This is a genomic window from Campylobacter sp. RM16190, assembly GCF_012978835.1.
Classification (GTDB): domain Bacteria; phylum Campylobacterota; class Campylobacteria; order Campylobacterales; family Campylobacteraceae; genus Campylobacter_A.
Genome location: NZ_LIWS01000001.1, coordinates 272,586 through 293,275, shown reverse-complemented (window position 1 = coordinate 293,275; position 20,690 = coordinate 272,586). Strand labels below are relative to the sequence as shown.

Annotated in this window: 16 protein-coding genes and 1 tRNA gene; 13 read left to right on the top strand and 4 right to left on the bottom strand. The window is 35.2% G+C overall.

Annotation, left to right across the window (positions count from 1 at the left end):
• Positions 1-11: 11 nt before the first annotated feature.
• Positions 12-1,829 (bottom strand): excinuclease ABC subunit UvrC, encoded by a 1,818-nt coding sequence (uvrC, locus tag CDOM16190_RS01510; protein WP_170018587.1) that lies wholly within the window; start codon positions 1,827-1,829, stop codon positions 12-14.
• Complete coding sequence (locus CDOM16190_RS01505) at positions 1,816-2,277, bottom strand: hypothetical protein (protein ID WP_170018586.1); 462 nt, start codon at positions 2,275-2,277, stop codon at positions 1,816-1,818. Before CDOM16190_RS01505 ends, uvrC begins: the two co-directional genes overlap by 14 nt.
• Positions 2,278-2,499: 222 nt before the next feature.
• Between CDOM16190_RS01505 and guaA the strand changes: the two genes are divergently transcribed.
• The 12 genes from guaA (at position 2,500) to CDOM16190_RS01445 (ending at position 18,590) form a co-directional block, all read left to right on the top strand.
• Entirely contained in the window at positions 2,500-4,035 is a 1,536-nt protein-coding gene (guaA, locus tag CDOM16190_RS01500) for a glutamine-hydrolyzing GMP synthase (RefSeq protein WP_170018585.1), read from the top strand.
• A 293-nt stretch (positions 4,036-4,328) separates the two neighbouring features.
• Entirely contained in the window at positions 4,329-7,976 is a 3,648-nt protein-coding gene (locus CDOM16190_RS01495; RefSeq protein ID WP_170018584.1) for an ATP-dependent DNA helicase, read from the top strand.
• Positions 7,977-8,443: 467 nt separating this feature from the next.
• Positions 8,444-9,082, top strand: a complete 639-nt coding sequence (locus CDOM16190_RS01490) for a cupin domain-containing protein (RefSeq protein ID WP_170018583.1) — start codon at positions 8,444-8,446, stop codon at positions 9,080-9,082.
• 56 nt (positions 9,083-9,138) lie between these two features.
• Positions 9,139-9,516: an MmcQ/YjbR family DNA-binding protein gene (locus CDOM16190_RS01485; protein WP_169974305.1), complete on the top strand. Its 378-nt coding sequence runs from the start codon at positions 9,139-9,141 to the stop codon at positions 9,514-9,516.
• Positions 9,513-10,019: a DNA-deoxyinosine glycosylase gene (locus CDOM16190_RS01480; protein ID WP_170018582.1), complete on the top strand. Its 507-nt coding sequence runs from the start codon at positions 9,513-9,515 to the stop codon at positions 10,017-10,019. The genes CDOM16190_RS01485 and CDOM16190_RS01480 overlap by 4 nt, the downstream gene beginning before the upstream one ends.
• Positions 10,020-10,043: 24 nt before the next feature.
• The gene (locus tag CDOM16190_RS01475; RefSeq protein WP_170018581.1) at positions 10,044-10,688 is read left to right on the top strand and encodes a uroporphyrinogen-III synthase; all 645 of its coding nucleotides are present in this window, start codon (positions 10,044-10,046) and stop codon (positions 10,686-10,688) included.
• A 234-nt stretch (positions 10,689-10,922) separates the two neighbouring features.
• A complete protein-coding gene (gene purD, locus CDOM16190_RS01470) occupies positions 10,923-12,182 on the top strand; it encodes a phosphoribosylamine--glycine ligase (protein WP_170018580.1) in 1,260 nt (419 codons plus the stop codon).
• Positions 12,179-12,631 carry an RDD family protein gene (locus CDOM16190_RS01465; protein WP_170018579.1) on the top strand — a complete coding sequence of 151 codons (453 nt, stop codon included), beginning with the start codon at positions 12,179-12,181 and terminating at the stop codon, positions 12,629-12,631. The genes purD and CDOM16190_RS01465 overlap by 4 nt, the downstream gene beginning before the upstream one ends.
• A complete protein-coding gene (locus CDOM16190_RS01460) occupies positions 12,621-14,804 on the top strand; it encodes an LPS-assembly protein LptD (protein WP_170018578.1) in 2,184 nt (727 codons plus the stop codon). The genes CDOM16190_RS01465 and CDOM16190_RS01460 overlap by 11 nt, the downstream gene beginning before the upstream one ends.
• Positions 14,805-14,830: 26 nt before the next feature.
• Positions 14,831-15,505, top strand: coding sequence for a phosphoribosyltransferase family protein (locus tag CDOM16190_RS01455; protein WP_170018671.1), 675 nt, complete (start codon positions 14,831-14,833; stop codon positions 15,503-15,505).
• Positions 15,506-17,719: a polyribonucleotide nucleotidyltransferase gene (locus tag CDOM16190_RS01450; protein WP_170018577.1), complete on the top strand. Its 2,214-nt coding sequence runs from the start codon at positions 15,506-15,508 to the stop codon at positions 17,717-17,719.
• Positions 17,720-17,738: 19 nt separating this feature from the next.
• The gene (locus CDOM16190_RS01445) at positions 17,739-18,590 is read left to right on the top strand and encodes a universal stress protein (RefSeq protein ID WP_170018576.1); all 852 of its coding nucleotides are present in this window, start codon (positions 17,739-17,741) and stop codon (positions 18,588-18,590) included.
• Positions 18,591-18,665: 75 nt separating this feature from the next.
• Here CDOM16190_RS01445 and CDOM16190_RS01440 read toward each other — a convergent pair.
• Together CDOM16190_RS01440 and CDOM16190_RS01435 are read right to left on the bottom strand one after the other, a co-directional pair.
• Positions 18,666-18,750, bottom strand: a tRNA-Leu gene (locus tag CDOM16190_RS01440).
• Between the two features lie 47 nt (positions 18,751-18,797).
• Positions 18,798-19,100 (bottom strand): F0F1 ATP synthase subunit C, encoded by a 303-nt coding sequence (locus CDOM16190_RS01435; protein WP_169974289.1) that lies wholly within the window; start codon positions 19,098-19,100, stop codon positions 18,798-18,800.
• Positions 19,101-19,354: 254 nt separating this feature from the next.
• On the opposite strand from CDOM16190_RS01435, the gene CDOM16190_RS01430 reads away from it, so the two are divergent.
• Complete coding sequence (locus tag CDOM16190_RS01430) at positions 19,355-20,689, top strand: sodium-dependent transporter (protein WP_170018575.1); 1,335 nt, start codon at positions 19,355-19,357, stop codon at positions 20,687-20,689.
• The last annotated feature ends 1 nt before the right edge of the window (position 20,690 follow it).

Sequence of the window (20,690 nt, the reverse complement as noted above, 5' to 3'; positions counted from 1 at the left end):
AGGCTAAAACCCTAATCTTTAATACTATTTTTTATTAACTCTATTTTTTCCGCAACGCTTTTGTTTGTTATTTTAGTTATCTCATCAAAATTTGCATTTAGTATATTTTCAAAATTTCCATAAAATTTAACGAGCTTGGCTATGCTTCCTTGAGAAACTCCGGCTTGTATCAGCCTTGAGGCCTCCATATCCTCTCTTTTTTTAGTCTTTTGGTGAAACGTTATGGCAAATCTGTGTGCCTCATCGCGAAGTCTTTGAAAAAACTGCAATTTTTTATCATTTGTAGCAAGCAAAAATGAGCCTAAATTCGTATAAATTTTATCCTTTGCAGCCCCCTTAGCACGGTGAGCTTTGGAGTCTATTTTTTCTTTTGAAATTGCTATGACATCGACGTTTGCTCCGCTACTTTTTAAAATTTCATTAGCCAGATCTAGTAAAGCCTGCCCTCCGTCTATTATCCAAAGATCAGGAGCGGAAATTTTATCAAACCTAAGAGCCCTTTCTACGAGCATCTCTCGCATCTGATCATAGTCGTTTTTGCTTTCTAGATGGACGTGGCGGTATTTGTCTTTGATAAAATTTCCATGTTCAAACCTTACCATAGCGCCGACACAAGCCTTGCCAAACATATGCGAGTTATCAAAGGTTTCGACAGTATATGGAGTATGAGTAAACGAAAAATACTCTTTTATCTCTTTTAAAAGTTCATTATCGTGAGTTTTGAGATAGTTTTGTATAGAAATTTCCGCATTTTTGCCCGCCATATCGCAAATTCTTTTTTTTTCGCCTATTTTAGGTGTAGATATGCTAAATTTTTTACCATGCCTAGCGGTTAAAATTTCCTCTACTAAGCCCGAGTCTTCAAATTTATCAAGTGTGTAAATTTTAGAACTAATTACTGGCATATCAACAGGAAAGCTCTCTAAGATGATTTGCTTGTAAGCATCGTTTGTATCGTTATCAAGATTCATTTTTAAATTTGTAATATTTTGATTTACTCCGCTTATTTTGCCATTTTGAACGCTAAATCTAACCGCACAGATCATATTTTGGCAAGAATTTATCGCAAACACTTCAAAATCTTCAAGTTTGGCCAGATCGACTTCTATTTTGGTATCCAGATCTTTTATGGCATTTATCTTGTCTCTGATTTTTGCCGCCTGCTCGTAGTTTTCGTTTTGGGCGTATTTTGTCATTAGATTTGTTAAATTTGCTATTAAGGAATTTGGATTTTGTAGTGCTAATATTGCAGCATTTACGACTTTTGAATATTCATTTGGAGAAATTTTGCTTATAAGCGGAGCCTCTGAATATCCTATCTGATATGGCAAGTATGAGCCTTTTGCCTTAAGCGCGGCCTTGCTTTGAACCAGTTTAAAGCTCATCTGCAAAGCCTCCAAAAGCTCCCTCCCTCCTCTAAAATATGGTCCAAAATATTTGATATTTTTACCTTTTACTATCTTTCTCGTGATGTCAAACCTTGGAAATTCATCATCCAAATTTACGTAGATATAAGGATAGGTCTTATCATCTCTTAGCAAGATATTGTACTTTGGCTTAAGTTGCTTTATAAACGAGTTTTCAAGGATTAGGGCGTCAGCTTCGCTTGGAGTTATTATATACTCAAGATGGGCGGTTTCGCTTATCATCTTATGGATTCTAGGACCCGCTTTTAATGAAGGCGCAAGAGTTGGCGTGAAGCTAAAATAGCTTTTGACTCGGTTTTTTAAATTTTTTGCTTTGCCCACATAAAGAAGCTTGCCAAATTTGTCAAAATATTGGTAGATCCCTGGACTATTTGGAAGTGAGCGAATTTCATCTATTAGCATCTAAATTCGCTTTTATTTTCTCTCTTATAGCTTCAAATTTGGCATGAATTTGGGGATTTTTAGCTAAATTTATAAACTCCCCTTTGGACTTTTCAAAATTTACAATTTTAAGTAAAATTTTTGATTCTTGTTTGAAGCGTAAATTTTTAGTTACGAAAAATTTTATATCCGAAATTTGAGCCAATTTACTATCTTTATTAACGCTGCAATAAATTTTTAATAAGCCTTTTATCATACTTATATTATTATCTCGTTTTAGCTCCTGAAGTCCTAGCGGATGAAGTAGGGCAAAAAATAAAATGTTATTTTTAACATAGCAAAAAGCTATTAGCCGTTGATGGTTTAAGCTAAGTAGTTTGGTGAATTCCAAGCACTCGCTACGGCTTTTAAGCTCTTTATACGAAGGATTATTTAGAATATGGCCTATAATAAATTTAGCATCTTTCATAAATGGATTTTAGCATCTTTTTTATTAATCTTTTTATTGAGCGGTTGCGGATATAAGGCTAATCCATTTTATGATACTGGCGAAAGCCAAGAAAGTATAAGAAAGACGGATAGAATTAATAAATTTTAAGCATTTGCGCTTTAGCTATGTTTTGATTTTACGACAAAAGAGTTTATGTCGCCCATTTTTATGGTCGATTAAATAAAATTTTTAGGATTTTTTATGACTACATCAGATATTATCGTTTTAGACTTCGGTTCTCAATACACTCAGTTGATAGCTCGCAGATTGCGTGAGCAAGGTGTATATACGGAAATTTTGCCATTTAATGCCAAGCTTGAAGATATCAAGTCTAAAAAGCCAAAAGGCATCATTTTAAGCGGTGGTCCTGCAAGCGTATATGCAAGCGATGCTTACTTTTGCGACGATGGTGTTTTTAAGCTAAAAGTGCCTATCCTTGGTATCTGCTACGGTATGCAGCTAATCGCTCATGTAAATAAGGCAGAGGTTGCATTGGCTAGTCAAAAAGAGTATGGCAAGGCTGAACTTAGCATAATTAAAGAGCATGGTTTATTCACAGGAACTCCTGAAAAACAGATAGTATGGATGAGTCATGCCGACTATGTTAAAAATATTCCAAATGGCTTTGAGGCACTTGCTATTAGCGAAAATTCGCCTTATTGCGTATTTGGAGACGATAAACGCAAAATTTATGCACTTCAATTTCATCCAGAGGTGCAACATAGCGAATTTGGCTCACAAATTTTAAAGAACTTCGCTAAGTATATTTGCGGTTGCGAAAGCACCTGGAATATGGGAAGTTTTGCTAAAATACAAATCGCAAAGATAAAAGAGCAGGTAGGAAATAAAAAGGTTCTTTGTGCTGTAAGCGGTGGCGTGGATAGCTCTGTAACCGCAGCACTTTTAGCTAATGCGATACCTGAAAATGTAATACTTGTCTTTGTTGATAACGGACTTTTAAGAACTGGAGAAAAAGAGCAAGTTGAAGCTACGTTTAGAACTAAGCTTGGCGTAGAGCTCGTAAGTATCGATGCTAGCAAGACTTTCCTCGATCGACTCGCAGGTGTTACCGATCCTGAGAGAAAACGCAAAATAATAGGCGAAACTTTCATAGAAATTTTTGAAAAAGAGGCCAAAAAACACGATAATGTAAAATTCTTAGCCCAAGGCACCCTGTATACTGATATTATTGAAAGTTCTGTCGTTGGTGCCGGCAAAACCATAAAGAGCCATCATAATGTAGGAGGCTTGCCTGACTGGATGAGCTTTGAGCTAATTGAGCCTTTAAAAGAAATTTTTAAAGATGAGGTGCGCCAACTCGGACTTGAACTTGGTTTATCTCGTGATCTTGTCTTCCGTCATCCATTCCCTGGTCCTGGACTTGCCATACGTATAATGGGAGAGGTAAATACGCCTAGCCTTGAGCTTCTTCGCAAGGCTGACGTAATACTTCGTGACGAGCTTAAATCAACAGGTTGGTATAACAAGACTTGGCAAGCGTTCTGCGTACTCCTAAATGTAAATTCAGTCGGCGTAATGGGTGACAACCGCACTTATGAAAACGCAGTTTGTATCCGTGTTGTAGATGCGAGCGACGGTATGACGGCTAGCTTTTCAAGACTTCCTTATGATCTGCTTGAAAATATCTCTCGCCGCATTATTAACGAAGTTAACGGTATAAACCGCGTAGTTTATGATATCAGCTCTAAACCGCCTGCAACGATTGAATGGGAGTAGAAGAAATAATTTAAAATCAAGTCTTGTTAATGATTTATAGGTTAAAAAATTCTAATAGTATTAAAATATAAAAGTCTGTCAAAAATAATAATTAAAACAATAGCCTCTATCGACTTTCCACGATAAGATATGGAATAAACTATCTGTCCTTTTGCAAAAGTTGTAAAAAGACAGATAGTTTAATTAATATATTAAGTTAGGTTTTTATGTGAGAATTGTTATTTTAATATTGATAGGGAAAATAGCGAATAGCATATAGAGTGTTTGATATTAAAACCAGGAGAGCGCGATCAATGGATAGTAGATTAAAAACAAAATATGTACAACACTTTTCGACAAGAATTCCTTGGAAGGACAATGATTATACTGGAAGAATTGACGATAATCCCAAGTTTAATGTGACTGCCCAAGTAATACCTAATATTGCGGAATCAAGAGATTTAGAGTTTGAAGATGACAATAAAGGTAAAAAATATGAAAAAGTAGGCTCATTGAAAATGCAGAGTTGGATTACGGAAAATGCGGCTTTCATGAGTGATACTAAACTTTGCCTTGAAATGAACCATCCATATAAAGAAAGGAACGAAAGGTTTAAGCATTTTACCAAAACTGATTTTGAGTTAAAACCATATTCTTTTTTGCTGCGTCCATTTTCTTGGGCTTTAAAGGAAAATGCTACAGAAAAGCAAAAATATTATAATTTTTATTTTGATTTAGAAAAGACAGAGCAAATGCTTAATTGGTCGAGTGCATGGGTATCACATGGCGAGTCTCAAAAAGGGATTTTTGAATATTTTTTTTCAGGGATTAGTCCAAATAATTCGCTGATTTTTCCTTACTACAAACAAGTACCATTTATTGAAGACAATAGGCGTGTGATTGCCGGAATAGGGAATATCGTATCGAATATAGAACTTCAGGAATATTCATCGGATGGAAGTAGCGAAGAAAAGAACTATATTTGGGAAACAAATGTGGCTCATTCTATAAGAAATGATGGCAAAGAAGGCTTTTTAATGCCTTATCATGAAATATTAGACTATGCTCAAAGTCATCCTCATTTTGATATGGAAAGTATTACATTATTTGAACCGGCAGGTTTTAGAGAAGAGTTTTCATATACAGCAGAATGGGTTAGCTATGATGCGGCAATTGATATTCTAAATCAAGCAAAAACTGTATTAAAAAATATAGCCGAACTTAATCTCAAAAAAGCTAATCATAAATGGGTTAATATGCAACTTAAATATATTGATATTCAATTAGAAAGAATTTGGAATCAGCGTGGAATATTTCCGGGACTTGGCTCTATGCTCTCAGCTTTTGGCTTAAGATACGGATTTGATATTGCAAAATATATCGATACATCTACTAATGATTTGATTTCAGAATTGAAATTATATTTTATGGGAGATAAGATAACTGAGGATGAAGAATTAGATGAGAGTTTGGCTGAAAATGAAGATGAATTTTACGGCTTGTTAAAAGATGAAGTAAGAGTACAATATTTCGAACTGTTGTCTCGATTAAATCTTTCGGTTGAACAGTCTATTTATGCATGGAACAAGTTAAAGTGTAAATCTGAAGAAATTTTGAATAATCCTTATCTCCTATATGAATTGACAAGAAAAGAAGAAGAGAGTATTCAGATTGCTATTTCTCAAATCGACAATGCAATGTTTGTTAATCCACTGGTAATAAATAAGTATCCGCTTAAGAACCCGATTAAAATGACAACAAAATATGATAAACGCCGATTTAGAGCAATGGTGATATATGTTTTGGAAAAAGCTGCGGCTACTGGACATACTTTACTTGGCTATGAGCAAATAGTTGAAGAAATCAATAAATTACCATTAGATTATAAAACTGATTTTAAAATAGAAAAAATTGAAGGTATAGTTGAATTTTTAAATGAAAGTGAATTATATGTTGATGAGAAAAATACTTATATTAAACTGAAAGAATATCAAGATTACAAGCAATTAGTTGTCGATATAGTGAATAATCGTTTAAAAAACGGTTTATCAAGTGAACAGAACTGGAGAAAGATTATTGATGACCAATTTGGAGAGCTGGAGAAAAATAATGAAGAAAATGATAAACTAGCTCGTGAGGAGAAGGCGACGGCATTAGGAATTCTTGAAGCATCTAGGATATCTGTCTTATTAGGAAGAGCCGGAACGGGCAAAACATCGGCATTGGGTATTTTTGCTTCTTCTGAAGAGATTAAAACCGGTGGAGTATTAGCGCTGACTCCTACAGGTAAAGCGAGAGTACAGCTTGAGAACTCATTTAAGAAAAATGGAGTGAATGCTGAATTTATGACTGTGGCACAATTTCTTACTCGTTCAAAGGGTTTCAATTGGAATACGATGACGTATAAAATGCCAACAGAACCAAGTTCCAGTATTGCTAAGACGGTAATTATTGATGAAAGTTCAATGTTGACGGAGAATATGTTTGCCGGTATATTAAAATTGGTTGGTACGCATGCAGTCAGAATTATTTTTATAGGGGATCCTAATCAATTGCCTCCCATAGGAGCGGGACGTCCATTTGTAGATTTAATCCATTATTTGGAAGGCTACTATCCTAAAAATGTTGCAAAATTAAAAACGGAGATGAGGCAGGGAGCGGGTGGAGATGACTTGATATTTGCTCAAATATTTTCCAACGCAGATTCTATCGATAAGGATCTAATTTATCGTATTCAAAATAATGAAACAGATAGTCGTTTTCAATTTGTTCAATATACTGATTTAGAAGATCTGAAAAAAGTTTTATTTGAAAAAATACCACAAATTGCAAATATGGATGATGAAGATGATATTGATGGATTTAACATTAGTTTAGGTGCTACAATAGATAAGTATACCAATTATCCGACCGGCAAATATATAGAAAATTGGCAGATTTTATCTGCAACTAAATTTATTGGGGTAGGGAGTTGTTTTTTAAATAGTCTGATTCACGAAAAATATCGCAAACATATTGTTGATGAATGGAATAAATATTGGTATTCAAAATATAGCCCTCAATCGATTCAAAACATAGTATATGGAGACAAAATCATATCAAATGTAAATGGCGAACGCTGCTATTGGGATGGTTCATCTGGAAAGGCATATGTAGCAAACGGTGAAATTGGAATCATGTCAAATTATCCAGGACATTACGGTAAGAATGATAAGAATACGAAGTGGTATAAATTCCGCTTTGCTTCCTTTGAGGGAAAAGAATTTTCCTATTTGAAAGATGATTTTGGTGGAGATAATAGTGATTCCGAGCTAGAACTTGCATATGCTCTAACTGTCCATAAATCACAGGGTTCCGGTTTTGGAAAAACCATAGTAATTATAAACGGAAAAAGTTTATTTATCACAAAGGAACTATTATATACCGCATTTTCCCGTCAAAAGGAAAAATTAGTGATCATAAGTGATCTATCCGTCGAAGAATTAATTCGGTATGCCAATGATTGGTATTCCGATACCAAACAAAGATATACAGATTTATTCGAAACTCCAAATATTACGGAGATAAATATCGGAAAGCAGAAACGATACTTTGCAGAAAATCTGATTCATAAAACAAGTCGAGGTGAAATGGTTAGATCAAAGTCTGAGGTAATAGTTGCTAATATTTTAAATAAAATTAAAGTTGATTATTTATACGAGGAGCCATTAAATGTTAATGGCAAAATTTATGTCCCTGATTTTACTCTAAATTATGAAGGAAAAACTGCTTATCTTGAACATCTTGGAATGTTAAGTGATTTATCATACAGAAAGCGTTGGGAAGAGAAAAAAGTAAATTATGAAAGCGAAGGTATATCAGAAATTAAAGGGAATTTAATAATTACTAAAGATGGATTAGACGGGAGCATAGACGCAGAATTAATAGAGAATAAAATTAGAACATGGATGGCGGACATTTGACTCTTTCTGCGTTACTAAAATTTTATATTGATGCTGTTTTTACAAAATATTCTGAGTAGTAACATAAAGTTATGAAGGCTGTTTATGAGATAGAAGTGCCATCTTAGACATTACTTTGGATGAATTATAAATGATAAAAAATATCAAAAAATGATATGGAGTACAAGCTAAATAGGCAATTTTATTTTTTAGGCTAATCTACACTATTTGAAATTATGAATTCCAAAAAAAATATAAAAAAGAACTTAAACTAGATGGATTTGTCGGTATTCGGTAAGCACAAGACTTTAACTTTAAACTGGTTTATGTATTGAATAGTAGAATAGTAGGAGTAATTTATATAATTTACTAAATTTTAAAATCCAGCTTCTTTGGTAAAATGCAAATAAATATCAATTCATTGATCTAAATCTACAAAAATATTTTTAAATCACACTACAATTGTCCTAAATTATTAAAGGGACAAAATGTCAAAAATTTACAATATAAAAGATGAAATTCACTTCCAAAATGGGGGTATAGTAAGCCAGAGCCTATTTTCAAGCAAGAATTTAGATATAGATTTGTTTGCTCTTGACAAGGATGAAGAGCTTGATAAGGAGAAGAGGTTTGGTGATTCGCTGGCTTGGGTTTTAGAAGGAGAAATTTCACTTTTTTACAAAGATGAAAAATTTGATCTAAAGCAAAACGGCTGCTTTCTTATAGCCAAAGATTATTGGCGTAAATTTGAGACTAAAGAGAAAACTAAGATGATCTTAATAAATTTAAAGGAGAACGTGATGGTAAATCATTTGCCAAAGGCTGAAATTTTTAGTTTGGTTGATGCGATAGAGTATCAAGAGGGTAAGGTTGTGAGTAAAACTCTTGTAAAAAACGAGAACGGCACTATGACCCTAATGAGTTTTGATGGCGCACAAGGTCTTTCAACGCATGCCGCACCAGGAGACGCTCTGTTGGTTGCTCTTGACGGAGAGATGGAGCTTACTATAGCTGATGAAAAATTTGATATAAAATCAGGCGATAGTATCGTAATGCCAGGAAAGATACCGCATGCTTTAAAAATAAAAGATAAATTTAAGATGTTGTTAATAGTTACTAGAGATTAGTTTTACACGCCGCATATGGATTTTGGTATAATCCACTTAAAAAACGAGAGCGGTGGATGGGCGGTAGAAATTTAAAAGATAAGATAGTGTCGTATATCGAGGACAAATTTAATATCGCCCCTGAATTTATATTCCAAAGAAGCCCTAAAATAGCCATTTTTAGACATCCGAAAAATAAAAAATGGTTTGCCGCTCTCCTGCCCGTAGATGCCAAAAAACTAAATGAGAAAATTGCTAAGAAATATAGCGCCGAATTGAATATATTAAACTTAAAATGCGATCCGTCTCTTGCCTATATTCTTTGTGATAATGAGCGCATAATGCCCGCTTATCATATGAATAAAAAGCACTGGATAAGTATAAATTTAGATAGCGAAATTTCAGCAGAGCAAATTTTTGATCTCATAGATCAAAGTTTCGAGCTAACAAGATGAATAGTTTGCTCACGCATCCATTTAAGCCGATTTTTGACAAAAACTCTAAAATTCTAATCTTAGGCTCATTTCCTTCGGTTGCTTCAAGAGAGCAGGGATTTTACTATGCCAATCCTCAAAATCGTTTTTGGAGAGTGCTTGCGGCAGTTTTAGATTGTCAACTTCCAAAAAATACCGATGAGAAAATAGAATTGTTAATAAAGCATAAGATTGCAATTTATGACGCGGCTCTTGCTTGTGAAATAACTGGTTCAAGTGATGCCAAAATGACTAAGATAAGCCCGTCAAATTTAGAGCCTATATTTGAAGTTGCGAGCATTTCTCAAGTGTTTACAAATGGCAATAAGGCTTATGAAATTTCTAAAAAATTTCAAAATGAGCAGATTTTAAAAGCCACTAAAAAAGAGATCATAAAACTTCCTTCAACAAGTCCTGCAAATGCAAAATTTAGCCTTAAGAGGTTACTTATAAGCTGGAGCGAGATAGGTAAAATTTTGATATAATCAAACAAAGTTAAAAGGTCTACAATGCCTAGAATTTTCTTAGTTTCTAACACAAAGACTAGCGATAAAGAGATAATAAATCTAAATCTTAGCGAGATTGAATTTTTAGAATTTAATCTGAATTTAGCTGTTTTTGAGGTGCTTGTAGTTACATCTAAAAATTCAATAAGCGCTTTAAAATTTAACGATATAAATATTGAAAAAAATATTGTAGTTTACGCTATCGGAGAGCCTTGCGCGAAAGCCGCCAAAGAGGTTGGATTTGAGCAAATTTATATAGCCAAAAACTCTCACGGAAACGAATTTGCTTATGAGATCGCTCCTTTGATACAAGGCAAAAAGGCTTTATTTTTAAGAGCTCAAAAGACTGCTTCAAGAGTTGGCGAAATTCTAAAAGAAAAAGAGTGCAATGTGACTCAGATCATAGCTTATAAAAATATGTGCAAAAGATTAGGATTAGAGCATAAGCCAGAATCAAATTCTATCTTAATATTTACCGCCCCTTCGGCTGTAAATAATTTTATTTCAAATTTCGGCTGGGACGATAGTTATAAAGCCGTTAGTATAGGCAAAACCACAAGTAGTGAGCTAATTAAATTTACAAACCCAATAACTAGCGAAATTCAAAGCGTGGATTCTTGCATAGAGCTTGCTAAAACATTACTTTAAGCAAAATCACTATATAATTTAATTGCCTGAGTGATTTGGCAGTGTATTTTTTTGGGTCCAACACATTAGTATTGGCGAAGATGTGCGGTATCTGTGTGATGTGGCTTTGCCTGAACGCCCAAAAAGCGCGAGAAGTTGCAACCTAAAGGAGATCGCCTATTTGCAAGGTTGGCTTTAGTTTTAGGGCCACTTACTTACACACCGCTCACTTGGGTATTAAAATTTGGAGCTACTATGAATATCCTTATAATCGGAAATGGCGGACGAGAGTATGCAATCGCACTTAAGCTAAAAAGCGAAAAAAACGTATCAAATTTATACTTTGCACCCGGAAACGGTGCTACTTCAAAACTCGGAAAAAACTTAAAAGTCAAAGATTATCACGAACTGGCGAATTTTGCTAAAGAAAATAATATAGACTTAACTATTGTAGGCCCGGAAGCTCCGCTTAGTGAAGGAGTGGTGGATATTTTTAAAGAGTATGGACTTTTGATATTTGGACCTAGCAAAAGTGCCGCTAGACTTGAAGGCTCAAAGGCCTTTATGAAGGACTTTTTAGCAAGAAACGGTATAAAAACCGCAAAATATCTAAATACCGATGATTTTGATAGGGCTAGTAAATTTATAGACTCTTTAAATGTTCCTATCGTAGTAAAAGCCGATGGACTATGCGCAGGAAAGGGTGTAATAATCGCCAAAACAAAAGAAGAAGCAAAGTCTAGCGCAAAAGAGATGCTTAGTGGAGAGAGTTTTGGAGATGCCGGCAAATGCGTAGTAGTAGAGGAATTTTTAGACGGATTTGAATTAAGTTTCTTTGCGATCTGTGATGGAGAAAATTTTGTAAGCTTGCCTGTGGCTCAAGATCACAAAAGACTACTTGATAACGATGAGGGGCCAAATACAGGCGGAATGGGGGCATATGCTCCAAGCCCACTAGCTACAACTAAACTCATAAAACAAGTAGAAGAAGAGGTTGTAAAGCCTACTTTAAAAGGTATGAAATCGGAGGGTTATCCTTTTTGCGGAGTGCTTTTTGTAGGGCTTATGGTGGTAAATGATGAGCCTTACGTGCTAGAATTTAACGTGCGCTTTGGAGACCCAGAGTGTGAAGTATTGATGCCATTGATAGATGGAAATTTAAGTGAAATTTTACTAAATGCCGCAAAGGGTGAGCTAAAAGAGGTAAAGCTAAAGAATGAATTTGCGGTCGGAGTTGTAATGGCTAGCAAAAATTATCCATATTCAAGTACACCAAAAGCCAAGATAGAAGTTTTAAAAGTGCCTCAAAACTCTCATATCGCATATGCTGGAGTTAGCGAAGAAAATGGCGAAATTTACGCAGATGGAGGCAGGGTACTAGTGTGTGTAGGTGTTGCTAAAAGCATAAAAGAGGCCAGAGATAGAGCTTATGAGCTTTGCGAAAATGTCAAATTTCAAGGCTCTCAATACCGAAAAGATATAGCTTGGCAGATGCTTGGCAAAGATAAAAAATGAGCCAAAATATCATAGATAAACTACAGCGTGAAAATATAACTTTAGCTCCGTTTAAAAAGCGTGCACTTGCTTACGCCATAGACGAGCTTTTGCTTTCGATGCTATTTTTGATTATATATTGGGATATATTTGAAGGTGTAAAAAACTACGAAGAAACTGTTATGATGACTTCAAATTTATTGGTTCAAATTTTTGCTCTTAAAGTCGTATATCAGGCATTTTTTACTTGGTATTATGGTGCCAGCATAGGTAAAATAGTGATGAAAATTGTATGTGTAGATATAGATTTGCTTGATAAGCCTAATTTTAAAATTTCTATCATCAGGGCGCTCATGAGGGTTGTAAGTGAAAATGTATTTTTCCTAGGATGTGTCTGGGCGCTTTCTAATCCGCTTCTTCAAACTTGGCATGACAAATTTGCAAAAACAGTGGTGATTGATGTCTATTAGACTATTTTTTGTCTTAGTTGTTTCGTTTGTGAGTGTTTTTGCAAATATTCAAGACTTTGAACTGCTGGCAGATGACGTAAAACGCGAGGCAAATATAGTAACCGCAAATAAAAACGTGCTGGTTTATTCCAAAGAGTACATAATGAGTGCGGATAAGGCCGTATACAATCAAGATAGTAGAATTTTAGAGCTTTTTGGAAATGTAAATTTGATGCGCGGTAAAGAGGAGATATCTCGTTGTAATTACGCAAAGATAGACCTAAACAGTAAAGATAGTAGCTACGAGGCCTTATTTCTCATGAATAAAGACATGGAAGTATGGATGCAAAACGACGAAAGCAAGAGCAACTCTAAATACTATGAAACTAGAGGTTCTATCGTATCTAGTTGCAACGTACAAAATCCGGACTGGAAGATAAAATTTAGTAGCGGAAAGTTGAATAAAGAGAGTAAATATCTACATCTTTATAATCCGGTCTTGTATATACACGATACTCCTATGTTTTACCTGCCTTATTTTGGATTTTCTACAGATACTAGGCGTAGAACGGGGCTTTTGTCTCCTGATGTGGGGTATAATAAAAACGGTGGACTTTTTTATAGACAGCCAATATATATAGCAGAATATAACTCTTGGGATTTGCAACTTGATCCTCAGATTAGGACTCTTAGGGGATCTGGACTTTATACTGTATTTAGATTTGCAGATTCTGCTTACTCTAGCGGCTCTATCGGATTTGGAACATTTAATGACAAGGAAAGCTATAGACAAAAGCAGATATCTCAAAACTCAAATAGACTTCCTTTGAAAAATAAAACACATAAGGGCATAGAGGTAAAATATGAGCGTAGCAGGCTTGTAAAGCATCTTATAGATGGTGATTTGCAAGAGGGGTTATGGCTTGATGCGACCAAGCTTAACGATATAGATTTTATTAATTTAAAAAGCAGAAGTGGCGATAATAATGAGGAGAATTCGCTTATAACCTCTAAATTTAACTATTTTATAAGCAGCGATAAACATTATTTTGGTAGTTATGCAAGATATTATATAGATACCGCAAAAGTTGGTAATATAAATGAGAACAAAGATACTTTGCAAGAGTATCCCAGCTTGCAGTATCATAAATATACAGATAGTATGATACTGCCGAATATTCTTTATTCGGTTGATTTTTACTCTCGTAACTATACAAGAAAAATCGGTGTAGAGGCTACGCAGCATGAATTTAGCTTGCCGGTCTCAGTTCATATTCCGTTTTTACAAGATTATCTAACGTTTTCATATCATAACCACTTGTATGCAACTCAGATAAATTACTCAAATAAGATGTATAGACCTACAAGAGCCGAAGACAATAGCGCAAGCTATATAGAAATTTCTCATAAATTTTCACTTCACACAGATATTGCTAAGGCTTATGAAAGCTTTTATCATAGTCTAAATTTAGGAATAGACTATATAACTAGAGGCTACAGTAATGGAGAGCTTCCGGATGACTATAAGACTATAGAGTATGATCAAAATACTTATGTTTACGATATGTCCGGTAATAAGTATCAAAGCTTTATAAACTCTCCATATACTAAAGATGAGGTGGCTGCTAGACTAACTCAGTATTTTTTCAATCGAGACGGCAGAAAGCTTTTAAGACACACTATCTCACAAGGATACTATACCAAAGAGAGTAGATACTCTAATCTAAAAAATATCATAGGCTTTTATCCTATGACAAATTTATCATTTTATAATAAATTTGAGTATTCGCACAAGCATAAATATATTGAAAAGATACAATCAGGAGTCAATCACGATAATAGATATTTTGGCCTAGGATTATGGCACACATACGAAAAAAAGAGCGACCAAGAGGTGCAAAATTTTATAAGCGGGACAGGCTCTATAAATTTACCGCACAATTATAAGCTTCTTGGTAGACTTCAATATGATATACAAAGAGCATATACAAAAGATTGGAGGCTAGGTATTGCTCATAAGAGAAAGTGCTGGAACTACTCTATTCTTTATGAAGAAAAGATTGAGCCTACAAGCACAAGTGGCGGTTCAGCCTCTAAAAAATCAAAGGGCGTATATCTTATGGTCAATTTTTATCCTATGGGTGGCATTCACTATGACTTTTCACTCGGTGAAAGTTACGAAGAAGGCAGGTAGGTAGCGTGGTCAATCTAGATGATCTTATGTTTGAAAATCAGCTTGATGCCGCAAAAAAGTTACTTGAAATTTTACCTAAAAAAGAGCTTGTTCAAAATGAATATCTACTCATCTGCTCCTCTATTGATTCGGTAATTTTGGTAGATGTTATCGCAAGGGAGCTAAAGCTAAGCTACGAGATGCTTTTTACCGAGAGGGTTTTTGCTCCAAATAATCCTGAATGTGAAATTGCCATGGTTAGCGAAGCTGATGATATAGTTCTTCATGATGAGCTCATAAAATCATTTAATATAAGCTATGATTTTATATACGGAGAGGCTCAGAGAAAATATGAAGAAAAAATTTTAAAAAATGTTTATAAATACAGAAAGGGAAATTTAATCAAGAATTTAAAAGATAGAAATATTTTACTTATTGATGAGGGTTGCGAGACAGGTTTTACGGCGCTTACCTGCCTTAAAACTCTTATTAAAGAGAGAGTAAAATCAGTCACTTATGCCACACCTTCTATAGCAGTAGATGTTGCGAATGTGCTTGCGCCGCTTGTAGATAATATTTTTGCAGTTCACAAAATAGTAAATTTTATAGATGTGGATTTTTACTACAAAAATAAGATCGAGCCAAAACCAGAGGTAATCCTCTCTATACTTGAGGAGAGCCCGTTTTATATACCATTACAAAAACAAGGAGATATCAAATAGATGCAGTATTCAATAGAAGTAAATAATCAAGTTGAAATTTATGATATAAATAAAGTTGCAAAACAAGCCAGTGGAGCTGTTTTGCTAAGAGTTAAAAATACTGTCGTTTTAGCCACTGTTGCTCGTGAAGATTCGCAGGTAGAAGAGGACTTTTTACCTCTAACGGTTCAGTATATAGAAAAGACCTATGCTGCGGGCAAAATTCCTGGAGGATATGTTAAAAGAGAGACAAAACCTGGTGATTTTGAGACCCTAACGGCTCGTATTATAGATCGCTCTTTAAGACCGCTGTTTCCAAAGGGCTATGCCTATCCTACTCAAATTGTTGTAATGGTACTATCTGCAGATCCGGAAGTGGATTTACAGGTGGTCTCCTTAAATGCGGCCTCAGTGGCACTATATCTTAGCGATATTCCTGTAAGTCAACCGGTTTGCGGTGTAAGAGTGGGATATATAGATAATAAATTTGTTATAAATCCTAGTAATAGCGAACTAAAAACAAGCGCACTTGATCTTTATGTGGCCGGTGTTAAAGATGAGCTTTTGATGATAGAGATGAGAAGTATCGCTCAAGCAAAGAGTGAATCAGTACCGATGATGGCGATTGATCCTATGATGGATCCAAATATCAATGACGGAATAATATTGCAGCAAGATATGAACGAGTTTAGTGAAGATTTGATATTAGAGGCAATATCTGAAGCCGGTAAGGCCATACTTAGAGCGTCTAATGCGTATGAAGAGGCATTTTTGGCTCATAAAAAAGAGGACGCACAGCTTGAATTAAAGCCAGAAATAGAGAATGAAAGCATTGCTATTTATCTTGATGAGTTTTACAAAAAAGAGGTAAAATTTGCGATCAATCAAATGGCAAAAAGCGAAAGAGCTAGTGAGCTTGGAAAGATAGCTAAGCAAATTTTTGCTGATGATGTTGCTCAAAAAGAGGGTTGGAGCGAGGATGTGATAATGAACGTCCTTGGCAAATTTAAGAAAAAGATAGTTAGAGAGCAGATTATCAATGAAAAAACAAGGGCAGATGGCAGAGGGCTTAAGGATGTACGCCCAATCTCTATTGAGACAAATATATTGCCAAATGCTCACGGAAGTTGTCTATTTACAAGAGGTCAGACTCAAGCCCTTGTGGTAGCGACTCTTGGAACTGATAGCGATGCGCAAATGTATGATATGCTAACAGAAAAGTCGGCTGTTATTGATAAATTTATGTTTAACTATAACTTCCCTGGATTTAGCGTTGGTGAAGCCAGTCCTCTAAAAGCACCTGGTAGACGCGAACTAGGGCACGGAAATTTAGCTAAACGTGCTTTATCTCCTAGTATAGATATCAACTCCCCTTATACTATTCGTTTGGTTTCTGAGATTTTAGAATCCAATGGCTCAAGCTCTATGGCCAGCGTTTGCGGTGGTTCATTAGCACTTCGCGCCGCAGGTGTAAATAGTGCAAAACTTGTTGCCGGCGTGGCTATGGGGCTTATATTTGAAGGTGATAAACATGCCGTTTTGACCGATATAATGGGTCTTGAAGATCACGATGGAGATATGGACTTTAAGGTTGCGGGTAGCAAGGATGGTATAACCGCGCTTCAGATGGATATAAAGCTTGGTGGAATTAGTCTGGAAGTGCTAAAAGAAGCTCTTGAGCAAGCCAAAGAGGGCAGACTTCATATCTTAAACTTAATGGAAAAAGCCGATAAGGAAATTGCTGTAAATGAAGAAATTTTACCTAAGCTTGAGTTATTTAGCGTAGATCCTGGCAAGATAGTTGATATTATCGGTCAAGCGGGAAAAACTATAAAAGAAATCATAGAGAAGTTTGAGGTATCAATAGATCTTGATAGAGAAAAGGGTGAGGTAAAAATCGCAGGAGCTCAAAAGACAAAGGTTGATGCGGCAAAAGATTATATCATCCAAATAGTCTCAAAAGATGGTTCTAAAAACGGCTTTGGTAGCGGAAAGAGAAGAGATGGTAGAGACAGGGATAAAGAGAAGTCAAAACCTACATTTAATATTGGCGATGAATTTGAAGGAGAGGTCAAAAAAGTAGTAGAATTTGGTGCCTTTGTAGGATTAAAAGATGGAGTTGACGGATTGCTTCATATTTCTAAAATTTCTACACCTCTAAAAGAGGGCGATGTGGTGAAGGTAAGGGTAAGTGAGCAAAAAGGGCATAAAATTTCCCTTGTTTTAGCTGAGTAAAATTTAAAAGGAGAGTATCGTGCAGTATAAGAAGTTATTTTTCCCAATAGGTGCAGGAGATGATGTAAAAGAACGTATGTATGGTGCTTTGCTTATAGCCAAGCATTTTGATACTTATGTAGAAATTTTGGCTTCTCAGCTTGATCCAAGTGTTGTATATAATATGAAAATGGCTCTTAGGGGCGGCGTTTTATATGAGGAGTTTTTAAAAGCTGCTCATAATGAGCTTAAGATGGAACATAATCAAAATGAAGAGATCTTTAAAAAGCTTTGTGCAGAGCTTGATATTGAAATAAGCGATAAGCCAACCGGCAGAGCGAGTGCAAATTTTATTACAAAGAGCGGAAAAAGAAGCGTTTTAGTAGAGCAAGAGTCTAAATTTTGCGATATGGTTATAGCCGCTGTACCGCTTGATGGTAAGATAACCGGTACGTTTGAAGCAGCCGTACTAAAGAGTGGAAAAACAGCGATCACAATACCAAGAAATTTAAAGAAATTTAGCACGGATAATATTTTAGTTAGCTGGAATGGCTCTATCCAAAATTCTCGTGCTCTCTCAAGCTCGATAGAGCTTTTAAAGAAGGCTAAGAGGGTTCATTGTATAACTTGCGGAACAAGTCTTAGCGATGAGTCTGTTGAAGAGAGTCTAAAAAAGCTTGAAAAGTATCTAAGCATCCATGAAATCAAAGCTACCTTTGAGATAGTAACCACTACGGCAGTGCCTGGAGAGGCTCTTTTAAAGAGTGCAAGGGATGGAAATTTTGACCTTATAGTGGCTGGAAGACATGGTGAAAACGGATTTTTGGAGATATTCTTAGGCGGTACATCCAGATACTTTCTTAAAAACACTACAATTCCTGTATTTATGTAAGAGTATAAAGGGGCTCCTTGCTCCTTTTGCCTTATATCTTTCTAAGTTATTTATGAAATTTTTGAGAGTTTTTAATGGTGCGATCAGCGAGATTTGAACTCGCACACCTACCGGCACTACCCCCTCAAGATAGCGTGTCTACCAATTCCACCATGATCGCAACAGAGATAAAATAAAGAAGAGTCAGCCCTTAATCGGGCTGAGTTATTATAACATTGGGTTTGCGTAAAGAAGGATCAAACAAATAACAAGAGCATAGATAACTTGTGCTTCGATCATCGCAAGAGCAACGAACATTGTTGTCATAAGTTTGCTTCCGATGCTAGGGTTTCTAGCTGTTCCTGTAATTGTTGCAGAAGCTGTATTTCCCATAGCTATAGCGCCACCAAAAGCTGCTATACCTAGAACTATAGCCGCAGCAAGAACTGTGTAAGATTTTAGCATTTCGCCACCATCTGCCGCAAATGCGAAAGAAGCAAATGCTGCCATTAGAAAAAGAAACTTTTTCATGAATTCTCCTTAGAAATTTAAAGCCATTTCGGATTTATCCCCTACTTTGAAACTTTTTGAACTCGTATTTTATATAAATTAAGCTTTGAATTACTTAAAAATTTAAAAAAAGAAAACATAATGAAAGTGTTACAAATTTACAAAATATTTTTATATTGTTTCATTTTTTACTATTGTATGAATTAAATTTAAAAAATTAAAAGTTTTTTTATGATAAGGTAAAATCCAAATTTTATGAATCTTAAGGTTAATCCGTGCAAGATAAATTCTCAAAAATAGGCTTTGTATTAGCGATGGCAGGATCTGCCGTAGGTCTTGGAAATGCTTGGAAATTTCCTACAATGGTTGGCAATAACGGCGGTTCAGCCTTTATAGTCCTTTATCTGGTTTTGACTTTTGGTATAGCTTTTGTCGCATTTTTAGCAGAGCTTAGTATAGGAAAGCTTGGCGAAACAGATCCTGTGCACTCTTTTGAAAAACTTGCTCCTAAATATAAAAAACAATGGTCTATGGCAGGATTTTTTATGATAGGAGGAGTGCTTATAGCTTCTTTTTATCTACTTGTCATAGGATGGATATTAAAATATATATTTTTGAGCTTTTCAAGTCTTCCATCTACTACCGATGAGGCTGGTGCGGCATTTGGAAATCTTATAACCAATGATTTTGTAAGCTCGGCCCTGTGCTTTAGCGTAGTATTTTTTATCGTATTTTATGTAGTCTCAAAAGGTATAAAAAGCGGCATAGAGAAGCTAAACGTATGGATGATGCCATCACTTTTTATTTTGCTTTTAATCATGCTTGCCTACTCTCTTACTATGGGCGATGGATTTTTTAAGGCTGCTGAGTTTTTATTTGTGCCAGATTTTAGTAAAATCACTCCAGATATTGTTCTTCAGGCATTAGGACTTGCATTTTTCTCACTTTCTATGGGTGTTTGTACTGTGCCTACATATGCTGCTAACTTGCCAGATGGAACAAATTTGGTCAAGTCAACACTATCTATCATATTTATTAATATCTTGGTTGGTATTATGATGGGCCTTGTAGTATTTACTTTTGTTTTTGCATATAGCGGTGATACTACTCAAGGAGGACCAGGACTAATATTTGTCTCTCTTGCCACGCTTTTTGCTAAACTTGGAGTTGTAGGCAATATTCTTGCTGTCGCATTTTTTACATCGCTTCTTTTTGCAGGTATTACAAGTGCGGTTTCCATGATAGAACCTTTTACATTTTATCTTATAAATAAGCTTAAAATTTCTCGTAAAAGAGCCTTGGTATATATAGCCATCTTTGTATATAGCTTAGGAATTATTTGCATACTTTCATTTTATGAGCCGACATCATTTAAGCTGCTTGGAAAACCATTTTTTGATATATTGGATTATTTAACTTCAAATATTATAATGCCAGTAGGTGCAATTACATTTAGTATATTTGTGGGTTTTGTGCTCAAAAAAGAGGGTATATACATATTATTTAGCGGTTTTATGAATAAAACCATGTTTGAGATATGGTATTTCTTGCTACGATTTGTAATACCTGTTGCTGTTTTGGCCATTATGATATATCAAATTCTAAAATAAA

What these genes read in the sequence shown, in the direction of transcription:
- uvrC (WP_170018587.1), bottom strand. Translation starts at nt 1,829, where the DNA reads ATGCTAATAGATGAAATTCGCTCACTTCCAAATAGTCCAGGGATCTAC.
- CDOM16190_RS01505 (WP_170018586.1), bottom strand. Translation starts at nt 2,277, where the DNA reads ATGAAAGATGCTAAATTTATTATAGGCCATATTCTAAATAATCCTTCG.
- guaA (WP_170018585.1), top strand. Translation starts at nt 2,500, where the DNA reads ATGACTACATCAGATATTATCGTTTTAGACTTCGGTTCTCAATACACT.
- CDOM16190_RS01495 (WP_170018584.1), top strand. Translation starts at nt 4,329, where the DNA reads ATGGATAGTAGATTAAAAACAAAATATGTACAACACTTTTCGACAAGA.
- CDOM16190_RS01490 (WP_170018583.1), top strand. Translation starts at nt 8,444, where the DNA reads ATGTCAAAAATTTACAATATAAAAGATGAAATTCACTTCCAAAATGGG.
- CDOM16190_RS01485 (WP_169974305.1), top strand. Translation starts at nt 9,139, where the DNA reads ATGGGCGGTAGAAATTTAAAAGATAAGATAGTGTCGTATATCGAGGAC.
- CDOM16190_RS01480 (WP_170018582.1), top strand. Translation starts at nt 9,513, where the DNA reads ATGAATAGTTTGCTCACGCATCCATTTAAGCCGATTTTTGACAAAAAC.
- CDOM16190_RS01475 (WP_170018581.1), top strand. Translation starts at nt 10,044, where the DNA reads ATGCCTAGAATTTTCTTAGTTTCTAACACAAAGACTAGCGATAAAGAG.
- purD (WP_170018580.1), top strand. Translation starts at nt 10,923, where the DNA reads ATGAATATCCTTATAATCGGAAATGGCGGACGAGAGTATGCAATCGCA.
- CDOM16190_RS01465 (WP_170018579.1), top strand. Translation starts at nt 12,179, where the DNA reads ATGAGCCAAAATATCATAGATAAACTACAGCGTGAAAATATAACTTTA.
- CDOM16190_RS01460 (WP_170018578.1), top strand. Translation starts at nt 12,621, where the DNA reads ATGTCTATTAGACTATTTTTTGTCTTAGTTGTTTCGTTTGTGAGTGTT.
- CDOM16190_RS01455 (WP_170018671.1), top strand. Translation starts at nt 14,831, where the DNA reads ATGTTTGAAAATCAGCTTGATGCCGCAAAAAAGTTACTTGAAATTTTA.
- CDOM16190_RS01450 (WP_170018577.1), top strand. Translation starts at nt 15,506, where the DNA reads ATGCAGTATTCAATAGAAGTAAATAATCAAGTTGAAATTTATGATATA.
- CDOM16190_RS01435 (WP_169974289.1), bottom strand. Translation starts at nt 19,100, where the DNA reads ATGAAAAAGTTTCTTTTTCTAATGGCAGCATTTGCTTCTTTCGCATTT.